7 protein-coding genes are annotated in these 14,234 nt (G+C 57.4%); 5 read left to right on the top strand and 2 right to left on the bottom strand.

Features of this window, described 5'->3' with window-relative positions; translation table 11 throughout:
* Positions 1–51: 51 nt before the first annotated feature.
* Positions 52–657: a siphovirus Gp157 family protein gene (locus tag CHB87_RS04215; protein ID WP_089407114.1), complete on the bottom strand. Its 606-nt coding sequence runs from the start codon at positions 655–657 to the stop codon at positions 52–54.
* Between the two features lie 161 nt (positions 658–818).
* On the opposite strand from CHB87_RS04215, the gene CHB87_RS04210 reads away from it, so the two are divergent.
* From CHB87_RS04210 to CHB87_RS04185, 5 genes are all read left to right on the top strand, one after another.
* On the top strand, positions 819–1,082 hold the full coding sequence (locus CHB87_RS04210) for a hypothetical protein (protein WP_089407113.1): 264 nt from the start codon (positions 819–821) through the stop codon (positions 1,080–1,082).
* 26 nt (positions 1,083–1,108) lie between these two features.
* Positions 1,109–1,417: a hypothetical protein gene (locus CHB87_RS04205; RefSeq protein ID WP_089407112.1), complete on the top strand. Its 309-nt coding sequence runs from the start codon at positions 1,109–1,111 to the stop codon at positions 1,415–1,417.
* A gap of 2 nt (positions 1,418–1,419) precedes the next feature.
* The gene (locus tag CHB87_RS04200; RefSeq protein WP_089407111.1) at positions 1,420–2,118 is read left to right on the top strand and encodes an SOS response-associated peptidase; all 699 of its coding nucleotides are present in this window, start codon (positions 1,420–1,422) and stop codon (positions 2,116–2,118) included.
* Between the two features lie 398 nt (positions 2,119–2,516).
* Positions 2,517–4,955 carry an alpha-galactosidase gene (locus CHB87_RS04195; protein ID WP_176441569.1) on the top strand — a complete coding sequence of 813 codons (2,439 nt, stop codon included), beginning with the start codon at positions 2,517–2,519 and terminating at the stop codon, positions 4,953–4,955.
* 1,116 nt (positions 4,956–6,071) lie between these two features.
* Complete coding sequence (locus CHB87_RS04185; protein WP_089407108.1) at positions 6,072–9,854, top strand: hypothetical protein; 3,783 nt, start codon at positions 6,072–6,074, stop codon at positions 9,852–9,854.
* A 157-nt stretch (positions 9,855–10,011) separates the two neighbouring features.
* Here the strand turns inward: CHB87_RS04185 and CHB87_RS04180 are convergent, their stop codons facing one another.
* The gene (locus tag CHB87_RS04180; RefSeq protein ID WP_142988207.1) at positions 10,012–14,205 is read right to left on the bottom strand and encodes an ATP-binding protein; all 4,194 of its coding nucleotides are present in this window, start codon (positions 14,203–14,205) and stop codon (positions 10,012–10,014) included.
* Positions 14,206–14,234 lie beyond the last annotated feature (29 nt).

The following is a 14,234-nucleotide window of genomic DNA, read 5'->3' as shown; positions in this document are numbered from 1 at the left end:
TGGTTAGGAACGACTAGTCTCACAAAGCCGACGCCAATAAGGTCCGTTTTCTCATGCCACTCGAAGATGCGATCCCCGGCGAACCTCAGCACCTGGAACACATTCACGCCGAGCGACAGCAGCCTTGATCGCTTCAGCATTCGGCTTACTCTCCACGACGCAGCACTCCAATGCTCCAACTAAGCCAGCAGGCAGATAGGAGACGATCGTCTCCCAGAGGACGCCGTCGATCCGCGCCTCGATCCGCCGGTACCCCAACGGCAGCGCCAGATCGTCGAGGATCTTCACCGAGTCCTGCCCGTTCTTCTGAACTCGTAGGGTGAACTCTCGCCCTTCGACCTTCGAGAGACTCTTGCTCAAAAGGTAATAAAGCACCATGGACTTGGTGCGCTCCACCTTGTTGGCAGCGACCCTGGCTCGATCCGCGAGCCGGCTGGCTTCGCTTCGGCAGAACTGCTCTCGCGCCTCCATGACCCTCACGAAACGTCCGATGCGATCGACCTTTTCTCCATGTGCTGCACAAAACGCGTGTAACCTGTCGACAAGTTCTCCGGGTATCTCCACCCCGTTCTGACTCTGCTCTTGCATCTCCTCGATGAGTGAATCCAGTTCAGCATCGATCTCAAATAACGAGTGCGATTCGGCGGTGACGCTCATAGAAGTAGTCTCCTTTGGATTTCTCCTGCTTGTTTCGTTGTTTGTGGGTGGACTGGATAGGCGACCCGCGTTGGAGGGACCTCGCCTTCGGAATTCCCGATCACGCGTGGTCTTGGGAAATTCGAATTCGATTTCAACCAACGTGTCTAGGACATAGACCTGTGGATGACTTTCGCCTCATATTCGCCTACACTCAGGACGTGTTCGACCCCTTCGCCAACACGCCGCGGATAAACCGGGGGCTGGTCTATCTCGGCGCCTGTCTCATCGCCGGTATCCGCCTGGCGCGGGAGAAGCAGGTGAACACTCGCGTCGTCCCAACCAGCAACGCCGTGGACGAATCGGTCGAACTCGCGCACGAAATCTTCCACCGGGTGTTTCGCAGGGTGCCCGAGGCGATGGATAAACCCAGGCGTCTGGGCTAGAGTGGTAGCCAATCCGGAGGCAGACGATGGTGGAGGCGATCGACGAGCACGACATCGAGAAACGGAAGGATCAGGAGTTCACGCGGCAGTGGGAACGTTTGAGGGATGCCCCCGCCGATACCTCGCCCGTGAGCATTCTTTCCGTCGAGGACTTGCCTGCCTGTCCGGTGGGGATTCGACTGCTGCGGATCTTTGCCGAGGCCCATCCCGGCCCATACGAACTGGCGCTCCAGAAAGGTCTCTACGACCTCACCCCGCCGGTCTTCGCGAAGCTGCCCCGGTGGCAGGCATTCGTCCAACATCGCAAGTGCTGCGCGGACTGTAACGAGGGTTAGATATGTGCGGGAGATATGTCCGGCGTTCCGACAAACAACGGCTGGCCGAAGCCTTCCACCTGGGAGAACTTCCGGTTGATTTCGTTCTTCCACCTGAGAACTACAACATCGCGCCACAGAGTACGCAACCGGTCGTCCGCGTCAACCCCGATTCGGGCCAGCGGGAGATGAGGCTCATGCGTTGGGGGCTGATTCCTTCGTGGGCGAAAGACGCCGCTATCGGTAAGACCACCACCAACGCCCGAGCGGAGACCGTGGCGACGAAACCCGCTTTCAGAGGTGCGTTCAAATCCCGGCATTGTCTCGTACCGGCGGACCTCTTTTACGAGTGGCGGAATCTCGATCCCTCCGACCCCAAACGGAAGAACACGCAGCCCTACGCCATCGGTCTGAAGAACGGCTCGCCGATGGCATTCGCGGGCCTGTGGGAGACTTGGACGGATAAGACGAACGGGTTGCCCCTCGAGAGCTTCACCATCATTACGACCGACCCCAATGCCCTCATGGAGCCGCTGCATGATCGGATGCCGGTCATCGTACCGCCCTCGGCGTTTGACCGATGGTTGGCGTCCTCCCCGGACAGGCCGCCGGTGGACATGCTGCGGCCCTACGATGCCGCGGAGATGACAGCCTGGAAGGTCGGAAAGGCCGTTGGAAACTCTCGTGTCAATGGCGCCGAATTGTGCCAGCAGTGGGAGTAAACTCCGTCTCTGTATCGCCATGGGAAAGCACCGATGCATCGCGCTTACTGGATCGGCTGTCGACCAGTGAATCGCGCCGTTCAGGTCGCCCGTGGCGTTGAACTGCTAGCTTCAACTCTGCGACGGCAGTCCAAAAGGGATCCGCCGACTTGGCGCGGGAACCGCCTTCCTCGCACCAGACCGTGGATGCATCTCTCCCATCTTCGATGATCTGCAAGCCAATTTTCGAGTAGCGTGATGACGTTTTGAGGAGCCTCTCGTCCCATCACCGTAAATAAAACACATGGCAACACACTTGCACGACTGAAGCTATCTGGAGCGTCAGGATGTCAAAAGTCAGGTTTCAGTCAACGGAATTCGTGCGCCTTGTGAGCCGTCCAGCGAGGCTGTTCGGTTGGTTGGCCATCATCGCCGCCATCCCATTCCCTCTCGCATGGGGACAATCGAGCAGCGTCGCGGCGCATCCCTATCTCGGCTGGAGCAGCTCCAGTTCGCAGAGCCAGTCCAGCGGTTTTCTGACCCAGGCCAATCTCCAGGCACAGTCCGACGCGTTGAATACCTCGGCACTCGAGGACCACGGCTTCACCTACATCAACATCGACGACGGCTGGCAAAGCGGCTACGACTCGAACGGACGCCCCACGCCGAACGCCGCACTCTTCACCGACATCGCGGGACTCATCACGCACATCCACCAGAACGGCCAGAAGGCCGGCATCTACTGGCGGCCCGGCGTCGCCAGCGAGGTCGTGCAGTCGAACCCGCTCATCGCGGGGAGCACCCACCATATCAACGACATACTCGCCTCACCCAAAGCCGCGGGCAACGCCTTCGCGGCATCCGACGAAACATCCTCTCTCTCCAACTACAAGATCGACTTTACCCATGCGGGTGCCGAGCAGTACGTCGAGTCGATCGTCAACCAGTTCGCCTCCTGGGGCGTGGACTACATCCGGCTCGGCGGCGTCGCGCCGGGCGCGGGCGTCTCCACCGTGGACAACCAGTTGGAGGTCCAGGCATGGTCGCAGGCCATCGCCAAGGCAGGACGCCCCATGTGGCTCACCGTCTCGACCGATGTCGAGCTCAGCGACTTCAGCACCTGGGGCGCCTACACCAACGCCCGTCGCATCGGCGCAGCCATCGAGTGCAACGGCGCATGCGGCACGCTCACCGACTGGGCCCTGACCTCGCAGCGTTGGTTCGATCTCATCGGCTGGCAGACCTTCACCAGCCTTCAGACAGGCTGGAACGATCTCGGCCCGCTCGAGATCGGCGCACCCGCCACCACCGGCCTTACCAGCGTGGAGCAGCAATCGGCCATCACCCTCTGGGCCATGGCCAATGCGCCGCTCTATCTCGGCGGAGACATGAGCGCCATCGACGCCAATGGAATCAACCTCCTGACCAACGATGAAGTCCTCGGCGTCGACCAGGCCAACGCGCCCGCCACGCAGATCGCCGGCGGCCTCACGCCCGTCTGGGTCAGCGACATGGGCAACGGAGCCTACTACGTCGCGCTCTTCAACCTCAACGCCTTCCCCGCGGAGGTGACCGTGCGTTGGAAGGACATCGGCTTCCCGGACGCAACCAGTGTCCGCGACGTATGGACCCGCAAGGATCTCGGTGAGGTCAAGCAGAAGTTCTCAAGCGTCATCCTCGGGCACGGCGCGCGTCTGCTCCGTGTCACGAAACACGGCGCCGTGGACCTGCAGAAATCGCAAAGCTATGTGGCCTTCCTGGGCAGAACCCACGGCAAGACCGCCTTCATCCGTTGCCCGACCTACTGCGCCTCCGGGCACGAGGTCATCAAGCTCGGCATGGAGGAGCAGAACTACGTCGACATCGAAGGCGTGAACGCGCCGCACACCGGCATCTACCGCATGAAGATCGACGCCGCCACGATCGGGCCGAGCGACCTCTTCTATCAGGCCAACGGCGGCGCGCAGGTCGCGGTGAAGCTCGGCGGCGGCAGCTTCGGCGTCCCCGCATACACCATCGTTCCCGTACCGCTGAAGGCAGGCGACAACACCCTACGCTTTACGAACCCCACCGGCATCGCCCCTTATCTCGACCGCGTCACCATCATCGGCGAAGGCGACCTTCCCGCCTCGCCGATCTCGGTCTACGACGCCGAGGTCGCCACGCTCGCAGGCAACGCGACGCACGCGCCGTGCCTATACTGCTCGGGCAACACGCAGGTCGCGCCGCTCGGCGGTGAGTTGAAGAACAACGTTCGCTTCGACAACATCGTCGTCTCAGGCGCGGGCATGTACGCACTGGAGATCGACTATGTGACCAAAGGGATGCGCGCGCTTTGGGTCAAGGTCAACCGCGAGAAGCCGTTCCTGCTCAACCTCTCGGGCGACAGCGCGTCGCTCCCGACCAGCATCGTCGTCCCCATCCCGCTCCAGGCCGGCAAAAATACCATCACCATCGGCGGCGGCGAAGAAGACGCTCCCGCAGTCGACAAGATCGTCATCGGCCCCACCACGCAAGCCAACAACCTCGCCATGGGCCTCGTCTCGCGCAAGGGCTCGTCGGACGCACGCATCTGGACGCTGGAGCTCGCCAACTTCGGCAAAGACGACCTGAAGGCAGCCCAGCTCAACGCCATGACGCTCGTCCAGGCCGACGGCCCAGGCGCCTGCCAGCCCACGCTCTCGACGGCTCTTCCCATCGTGGTTGGTGACATCCCAGCGCACTCCTTCAAGACCTTCGACTTAGCGTTAGACTTCTCCGAATGCGCCGGTGATGCGCGTTTCAACACGAGCGCCTCGTACTCCTCCGACTTGGGGACGATCGCAGCCGGCGTCATCGACGTTGCGCTTGAGCAATGATGCAGAGCCGGAGGGTATGTGACGGAGTGCAGTTCGGCCTGACTGCAGATTGTTGCCGATGGTGATGATCATTTAGTTTGTGATGTGGGCGGGACCACCGCTCGTAGACGAGCAGCAGGGGGATACGTGACATTTCAATTGAGTAACCGGAAACTTCGCAAGATTCTCAAGAGGGTGGATAGACAGCGCGTCGGAGGGATCCTCAGCGTTAGGGCAGCGAATGTTCGACCGGTCCACATCATCGAATACGCGCTTCCGGATGACGAAGAGTTCGTGTGTGGGCTGCTGACCTGCGAGTTTAGGGGTTGGGTGGAAAGATTTGGGGAGGAGGTTCCGAGGCAGGCTATGTCGAATGGCGAAGTGACATGGGGTGAAAGCTGGCGAATTACTCAAGCAGGGCGTGCAGTGCTCGATCGCACTCAAACGATCTCCAATGTGGCGTTAATCGTAGCCATTGCCAGTCTGCTGTGCTCCATCGCGACGGGCCTATTGACCTATCATTAGTAGAGCCGCTCAACTATTGAGCTTGGCTTTCGGAAAGCAAGGCACAGAACTGATTTGTATGATTCAGACGGAGGAACAGGAAACGATAGAAAGCTGCTCCCCGCGCTCCGCGCACTCACCCCCCAAGGTCAAGCACATGCTCACCCCCAGCATGCTCACAACCGCTCAGGTTCGCGAATTCGGTGGATAAGTGTTGGCTCATATTGAGCCGCGTAAGCGTTTCGAGGCCACAGCGGCTGGGATGGCGCAGAAGGATGAAGACGCGATCCAGGAAGTACGGCTAGGAGGCGTTGTCTTCTTTAAACCAGGAGAGCATTGAAACGGAGCGCCCGCGCAGGTTGACATGACGCACATCGCGATCACCGAAATCGTGGACGGCCAAGGGATAGACTGGCTCGAAGCCCTCTCTCAGGAGCGGTACATAAGGGGAACTTTCGCACAGTTGAGTCCAGGAGTGTATCGCCGCATAGAACCGTCTTCATGAGTCGGCTTATCGTAGTCGGACTCTTCGAGATCGAGTTCGTAGCAGCCTCGCTCCCCCACTTTCCACTTTGTATAGTGCCATCTCGGCAAACCGAAGTAGAATGGCTACTTCCAGATGGTCACCTCCCTATGTTCCAAGTCACGGCTCGCGACGTTTTATCTCTGACCGATCAGGATCTCCGCACGGCAATCGCTTTGACTGCCGAAGCTGAAGCACGTCGATATGGCTTTGCGGGCACGTCCATTACATGGAGCGGCGACCAACGCGCCAACGATGGCGGCGTTGATGTTCAAGCCAAGTTACCCTCTGCCCCCACTCGAGGCATGACCATCCCGCAAATTTTTACCGCATTTCAGGCAAAAGCTGAGAAAATGCCCGTTTCGAAAATTACTAAGGAGATTCGACCCAAAGGAATCGTGCGCCCTATTTTCAAAGAGCTGGCCGATGCGCACGGGGCCTACGTAATCATCAGCTCCAAGGAGAGCCTAAGCAAAACAGCTCTGGCGGAGCGCGTGAAAGCCATGCGCGCAGCGGTGCATGATGTGCCTGGTCATCGGGATCTTCATCTCGACTTCTTTGATAGCGGAGCTCTTGCTACATGGATTCGAGGTTACGCAGGTCCGAGTGTGTGGGTTCTCGAGAAGGTCGGGCGAAGCCTTCGCAATTGGAAACCGTTTGCAGCGTGGGCTTACCCGAAAGAGGGAGTCGAGGCTCCTTACCTTATAGATGAGCAGGTTCGCGTCCACGTTCCCGATACCGATCCGGAAACTGACTTCGACGCCCTCGTTGCGCTGGAGAAGATTCGGGCACGACTTGCCGAAGATAAGGCCTCTGTGCGAATCGTCGGGCTCTCCGGTGTAGGCAAGACCCGCTTCGCGCAGGCACTGTTCGATGCCAGAGTCGGCAGCAATTCTCTGGACCATACACTTGCCGTCTATACCGATGTCGGCCATAACCCCGATCCAGAACCCAACTCGTTGATCTCCGACCTCATCATCGCTGGAACCCGGGCCATCGTTATCGTCGACAACTGTAGGCCTGCAGTTCACAGGAAACTCTCGGCCACTGTTGCGGACCGTGCGAGCAAGGTCAGCCTGGTCACAATCGAGTATGACGTGCGTGACGATGAATTTGAAGACACCGACGTCTTCGAATTGAACGCTGCGTCCGAGTCTCTCGTTGAACGGCTGCTTGCGCAGCGTTTTCCAGCTCTGTCTCATTCGGATATTCATACGATTGCGAAGATGGCTGGCGGGAATCTCCGTATCGCTATCGTCATCGCTTCAAGTGGCGGGCGATCGGGATCATTCGCTTCGCTGAAGAGCGACGAACTAATGGATCGGCTCTTTTACCAGAAGAATGAGGTAGACCCGGACTTACGGCGTGCCGGTCACATCCTTTCACTACCCTATTCTTTCAGCGTCGAGAATCCGGAATTGGAAAATAGCGAACTTGCGTTTCTCGCCGAGCTTGCCGAAACGAGCGTTTGGCGTCTCTACGAACACGCCCGCATTCTGCGAGACAGAGACTTGATTCAGCAGCGCGGTATGTTTCGGGCTTTACTCCCTCCGGGAATTTCTAATCGCTTGGCCCAAGTAGGTCTAGAACGCATCCCAGCAGAGCGAGCCCGCGACTGGCTGGCAAGAATCCCCTTTCGTTTGCTGAAGAGCGTCGCTCACAGACTCAGCTTCTTGGACGGAATGCCTGAAGCTGAGCAGATTGCCGACGAGTGGTTGTCGCCGGGGGGGCTTGTCGGATCTCCAGACCGACTGACGGAAGACCTTCAGCAAATCTTTCTCTACATCGCCCCCCTGCGTCCGGCTTTGGCTTCAGAATGCTTGGAGCGCGCCTTTATAAATATGGACGACGCACAGACGGCGAGGTTGTGCGCACCCTACATAGATTTCCTACAGTGGCTCGCTCACGATGCCACGCTCTTTGGTCCTTGCGTGAACCTCTTAGTCCGAGTTCGGGCAGGTACGGAGCGCAAGCCGGGTTCGAAATTAGTTCACGATCAGTTCTTCCATTTATTCCAGGCCTACTTATCAGGAACGCATGCGACAGTTGAGCAGCGCATTGCGATCCTCGAATCTCTGCTGCTTCAACCAATTCGCTCGGCGCGATTTGCCATAGGCATTGCGGGACTGAAGTCTCTACTGAAGTCACGCGACTTTACTGGCAACGACTGGCGTTTCGGAACGTCGTCACGAGATTACGGGTTATGGCCACAGGGTGAGGGGTTTCGGCATTCGTTTCGAATGACGCTTGCATTTTGCGAACGCCTTGACAGACGCGGCGGCGAGCTCGGCATACAGGTGCGTGCGGCCGTTGCCGAAGAACTACGGGATCTCTGGCTCTGTGAGGCCGTATACCCCGAGCTTCAATCGCTAGCAAAGAGCTTTTCGAAGCGACGTTTCTGGCCGGAAGGTTGGATCGCAGCAAAGTCGATCGGAAAATGGAGAGAAGACGAGCTCGCAAAGAGTTCTCAAGCCACACTCCCGCAGCTCGTCTCCGCACTGCGACCTAACACTTTGGAAGATCGCGCTCTTACGTTCGCGCAGCGGAAGATGCAAACCCTGTATTTCGAGATGCAGGACTATGAGGAAGACTACACGGCCGTTGAACGGCGCGTCTCGGACGAGGGGGTAAAGCTCGGCGGCGAACTCGCGTCAGACCTCGAAACCCTTCGCGCCGTGATGCCGGCTTTATTGAATCGGGAAATGTTCGTCCCGGTTCATTCGCTAGCAGCCGGTCTCGCAGAAAAGCTGCGAAACCCGGCCAGCGTTTGGGCGTTGTTGCAGCGTTCCTATCGCGAGCTTAGTGAAGATGAACGGAAGCCGGAGTTCTTGGCTGTCTTCTTGTCGTCTCTACAAAAGAAGAGAGCCACGTTTGTCGAGACAGCCTTGGAGAAGCTGTCTCACAACCCTGACTTTGCGCCTGACTTCCCAAGTATCCAGTGCGCCGTCATTCCGGGACCGAACGGCGTTGCGCGCCTTATTGAATCGATGAAGTCCGACACGGTGGCCTCATCTAGTTATCAGGCCATCGCGAACATCAGTGATTGCCTGACCGACAAAGAGTTCGGGAAACTATTTCGCCCTTTGGCAAAGCGCCCAGGGGGATTCGATGCATGTCTTCATTTGATTTGGCTGCGACTCGCTCGGATGAAAAACCAGCCGTCGAAACCGACGACTGGCTTGAAGACGCTTGGTCGAGACTTGCTTCTGCAGTGGGATTGTGACCCGCATGGCTCGATGATGGATTACCGGCTCGCCGAAGTGGTTGAGAAGTGCATGCCAAGCCTCGGAAGCGAAAAGGTCGCATATGAACTCTGTGCCCGGTGTTCAAAGAAGGCACACATGAGCCTCTTCTTCCTCGACCAGTATCCACGGCTGTTTACTGCGCTGATGAAGGTTTATCCAGAAGACACTTTGAGCGGTCTCCTTGACAGCGGATCAAAATTCCAGCGTCGGGGGAGTGCGCGACGCCGGAACCATGAATCCGGCTCGCTGTTTGCAGCATTGCCAGAGAAAACTATCATTGATTGGTGCGAGAAAGGCAAACCCGGTCGATACGTTCTGTTGGCTTCAGTTATCGATGCCATCAGCGAAGGGGACAAAGGCGATACCGCATGGCAACCGCTGGCGCTGGCAATTCTAGCGAAGGCGCGGAGTAAGGAAAAGGTGCTGGCCGCGTATTTCCATCAATTCCGGCCGATGAGTTGGAGCGGATCGCGCGCTTCGATCATGGAGCGCCGTCTCGGGCTTTTTGACGACCTTCTGCTGATGCCAAAGCTAAACCGGTATTACCCCTACATTCAGAACGAAAAGGCCAATTTCTTGATTGACATTGAACGAGATCGCGTTCTCGATAAGCGGTTGCATAGCTCTGGTGCCGCAAGTTTTGAATAAAGTCGAAATCTGAAGCAATTGGCACGAGTTGTAGCATTCCCGTAGACTTGCTGATGAAAGGATCTCATGAAGCGCAAGCTTCCCCCGACAGTGTACAAATACTTTTCAAGACTTCGTGCTTAATTGGCTGATTTTAGTGCGAGCAGGTCGCACTCGCTCAGCCCCGACCGAGCCAATTCATCGTATCCTCCGGCAGGGCCACACCGAGGCAAAACCGGATTGAGCTCAGAAACTTTCTCATCCCCTCCGGAGTTCCATCGAGCAGGTCGAACTGGCGCTTCGTGTATGACATCCCAGTGCGGAAATCGGTTGAGGTCGCCAGAACATGTTGCCAATATGCTCGAAACATTGGAGTGATGATCTCGCGGTAGATGGACCGTGCGGAGCTGAACCATTGGGCGAAGTTCTGCGCGAGATAAGTCTGCACGTATAACGACTGAATGAGCGGAGCCTTCTGCATCGCGCCGACAAGCAGAATGAACGCCCGAGCATACCGGCAGTTTCGCATCGCATCATATCCTTCTACCTGCAGAACGTCCCAGGCCGTTTCTTCCAGGATTGATCGTCGCAGCGCTTCCCCAAAAGATTCCGGCTGCTGCCCAATTGGCATGATCCGCTCAATGTCGGCAAGGCTTGATTCCATTTCCGCCCTTGTTCGGCCGAGGATCTGCAAGTGGGCCAGTCTGATCGCTATAGGTACGAGAGGTCCAACTCGGAGCGCCGATTTCTGTCCTTCGGTAGGGATCGCGAATCGAACCATATCGAATTCAACCATATGTTCGGCTTGGCCGCTCTCCTCAAGTCTCTGTCGAATCTCCTGCGGCTGTACCGAGGTCATGACCATCGCCAGCCTGGCTGCCCCCGCAAAATCGTTAGCCAAAAGGGTCGCCGCAAGACCATACAAACTGGTCAAAGGCACATCAGCCCACGCAGTAGGTACCTCCTCAGCGTATTGAATGGCCTTCCATATCGCGTCGGCGGCACCTCGAATATCACCGACGCCATCTGCAAGCATCGCCTGGCGGATCCAGATATAGGACTGCTGTTCAGGTTTGTAGTAGGTATGCGCTACATCGTTGTTCGCCAGGAATAGTCCTTGTTCGGGTGCAGTGTAGGTTGTTGATCCTTTGCCGTGCTGCGCGATATCGCTGTAATACGACAGCACATGGAACGTGCGATAGAAAAGTCCCTTCCAGCTATCGTTGTCTTCCTCGAAAGCGAACAGGCGGCCAAGGATCTCAGCGAGCAGATCGGATGCCCGCCTCTCTTCGCCCGCGTTCCATAAGGCAATGACATGCTCAAGCAGCGTCTCAATAAAGATCGGCTCAATGAGGACGCCGTCCCTTGCCATGTCGACTGCTGCGGCAGTGAACTCAGCCGCCTTTTTAGGATCATGCTTGCTGTGCAGATCCGCTTCGGTCACGAGTACATTTCTGCGCCAGAGACTTTTTTTGTATGCCTTACAGGCGACGGCGCGGTCAAGCCAATCGATGGCCTGCTCATTCTGACCCGTGTATCCCAACTGCCGCCCTGTGACCTCTAGGATAAGGAACCTGGTGTCATCGCCATCGAAACGGTCGAGAGAGGTAGTCGCCAACGCGACCGCTTCATCAAGCCGATGTTGCCACTCTGCAAGCAACATAACGCGTGTCCGAATCGCCGCAGCTTCGAGAAGATCGAATTGGATCGCACGAGCAGTTCGATCAACATAGTCAAGTTTTTGAGCCACATGGTCCCAATCCCGTTCAGCTTCGGGCTTGAAGAACTCGCGGCGCCAGTATCCGTCGCAGAAAATGGTGACAGTGTCTTCGGTCATCTCCGACGCTTTCAGGGTCTCTAGTTGCTCCGGAGTGAAGCGCGCGATCGTTTCGAGCCATGAGTCTGCGTCCTCGTCCGACTTCGCGCTGTAGCCCGACATCCAGAGCATAACTTCGATTGGATGATCACCCACTGGCAGCGGCGAGCCGTCCGGAAAACGAACTGTCCCTGCTCCCGCAAGCGCCATCAAAAGGTAGCGGTTTGCGAGAGCCGGGCGTGTCCAGACCAGGCGTATCGCGAGAGTGCTCGCCGCCAAGACAGTTCCCCAGCCTTCGTAGTCTGCCTCGGTCAACAGGCGATCCATCGTACCAATCATTAAGTCGATCTCGCGCCCCTGTTTCAGGCGCACCACGATATCCAAGGCACATAGATATAGTCGTAGGGCTAAAACGATATTCGAAGCCAGCACCGCAGCAACCGAGATTCTTAGCAGTCCGAAATCTTCGTCCGGCGTCCCTTCCATTTCGAGAATGGAGGAGTAAGCCTGAATGAGAACGATGCAGGCGAATTCCATGTCCTCCGCCATTATCAGATGATGAACGCAAGTGACAACATCGATCGATGTCAATGACTTTCGAGCCAATATCCGGAGTGCAAAAACATAGTGCACGCCTGTGCGGGTACGTGGATCCAAAGCTGCGCCGAGCTCGGATGAGATTAGCGGTGAAGTCAGAAATCTGCCGCTTCCTATCTCCTGAAACCAAAGCCCGGCGGCGCGATCCACCTTTTCCCCAGGCAGCGGGACGGCCTTCGGCACTTTCGCAACGCTGGCGACGTCATCTCGGCTGAATGAGCCGGTTGCCAGGCTCATGCGAATCAGAAGCTCTCGCTCTTCGGCATCCGGGACTATTGCCTGGAGGAGCGCCCCGGCATCGGCGCGGTTGTCCGCTGCGAACTCTCCGCGCAGCAGCGATTCCATTTCCGTCTCGGAAAACGACCAGTTGCAGTCGGACAGATAGCGGACTCCCGCCATCGCCAATACTGGAAGTCCCTGAGAGAGTGCGATCAGCATGCGGCTGATAGATTTTTTGGGAAAGCCTTCAGGAGCGCCGGCGGAATGCAAAAGCTCCACGGCATCTTCTTCTGTAAAGCGAGGAACGTCGAACTTGATCTTGCCCAGGCTCTTCCTCATGTTTGCAGGAGGCTGATAGTAGCTCGAAAGGAGCAGAGCAGAGTGAACATTTGCGAGGCCGGCCGCAAGCGTCTGCAGTTGCGCCGCGAGAGGACTGCCCGCAAGAAGCCGGGGCAAATCTTCGATCACGATGATTGCATCCGGGATGTTCGACACTGCGGCCGCATAGCGCTCCCGGAGTGAAGCTCCAGTAGCTTCGGGTGCGAGAGATCGAATCAGCGAATCGATCAACAGATTTGCCTGAGCCTCTGTCGCACCCCGTGGAATATTCAACCAGACGATGCGGCGCGGAGATTGCTCGACGAGAAGACGCAGCAGTTGTGTTTTGCCTGATCCGGGCTCGCCGAGAAGGAGTAGTGCTCCGTCTGCTTCCTGCTGTGTCAGCAACGCATCGATAAGAGCTTGACGATTGGCTCGTGGAGTGACAAGTTCAGGTACGTCCGTTGAAAGCGTGGCAGCGCTCAGGGCAAAAACATTTGCAAAACCATAGGTTTTGCCGATGATTTCGACAGTCTGCTTGAGAGCGTTGACCTCTGTTCCCTGGAGATCGAGGTGTTTTCTAATTGCACTGACATCCTTCCTGAGTGCCTCGATCTCTCCCCTGATGGTGTCGATAGTGCCACGCTCGTTTAGAGGGATGGTTGGTGTGGCAAGCTCCGCCGCCAAGCCCTCGATCGTCAGAACCTTTGGTCCAGCTTTGGTCAACAAGCGAAACGCAAAGGTAAAGAGATGGGCATAGATCGGCGCAGCTTCAGCGATGGAGGCACCAAGCCCGCGGCCGACCAGAGCGGCGAGAACCTCGGCCTCGCTTTGATCGGGATCCCCATAACCGAGCGCCCATTCAAATGAGAAGACAAGTTCTCCCAAGGCATCGTCATCACTATCGAGGACGAGCTGCAGGGCCTCCCATGCTTTCTGTGAAACGCGCTCCGGTTGTTTGCCCAGTTTCAGGAATCTGCGAATCTCTCCCAGAGCCTTGCTCCGCAACTTTTCGTCATACCCTCCGCGGCGCAGCTCTATCCAGGTCTCGATTCCGCCCTCGGGAAGAGTCCAGCCCTGCTCGACGCCGGCAGCGGCAGTCGTCAGATAGCGAAACTGAAGCTCTAAGTTGGGATTGGAAGCGCGATGTTCGCAGAAATTGGAAAGTGCCTCAAGCGCTTCAGGATTACGCAAAGTGACTGATTTTGTGGAACGTACCTTCAGTTGTTCAAGCAGGCGCCGTTCCGCTGATCCAGGGTCGCTGTCCGCTGGCTCGACGGTATCGATGTCTTCTCCAGCCTCAAGCTCAAGGTGCTGTCCGGGCTGAAGGGCCATCCAGCGGAGAAGCGTGATATTCGCCTGATAGAAGAAGCCCGCGATCGTCGCGTGGGCATCTCGCAGGGGATTGGCTTGGAAGGACATACACAGAAAGTTTACGACGGTCCCCCACG

It is taken from the genome of Granulicella rosea (genome assembly GCF_900188085.1).
Lineage (GTDB): Bacteria > Acidobacteriota > Terriglobia > Terriglobales > Acidobacteriaceae > Edaphobacter > Edaphobacter rosea.
The sequence above is the reverse complement of the archived record's forward strand: the minus strand, read 5'-3'. Positions and strand labels throughout refer to the sequence as shown.

What these genes read in the sequence shown, in the direction of transcription:
- CHB87_RS04215 (WP_089407114.1), bottom strand. Translation starts at nt 657, where the DNA reads ATGAGCGTCACCGCCGAATCGCACTCGTTATTTGAGATCGATGCTGAA.
- CHB87_RS04205 (WP_089407112.1), top strand. Translation starts at nt 1,109, where the DNA reads ATGGTGGAGGCGATCGACGAGCACGACATCGAGAAACGGAAGGATCAG.
- CHB87_RS04200 (WP_089407111.1), top strand. Translation starts at nt 1,420, where the DNA reads ATGTGCGGGAGATATGTCCGGCGTTCCGACAAACAACGGCTGGCCGAA.
- CHB87_RS04185 (WP_089407108.1), top strand. Translation starts at nt 6,072, where the DNA reads ATGTTCCAAGTCACGGCTCGCGACGTTTTATCTCTGACCGATCAGGAT.
- CHB87_RS04180 (WP_142988207.1), bottom strand. Translation starts at nt 14,205, where the DNA reads ATGTCCTTCCAAGCCAATCCCCTGCGAGATGCCCACGCGACGATCGCG.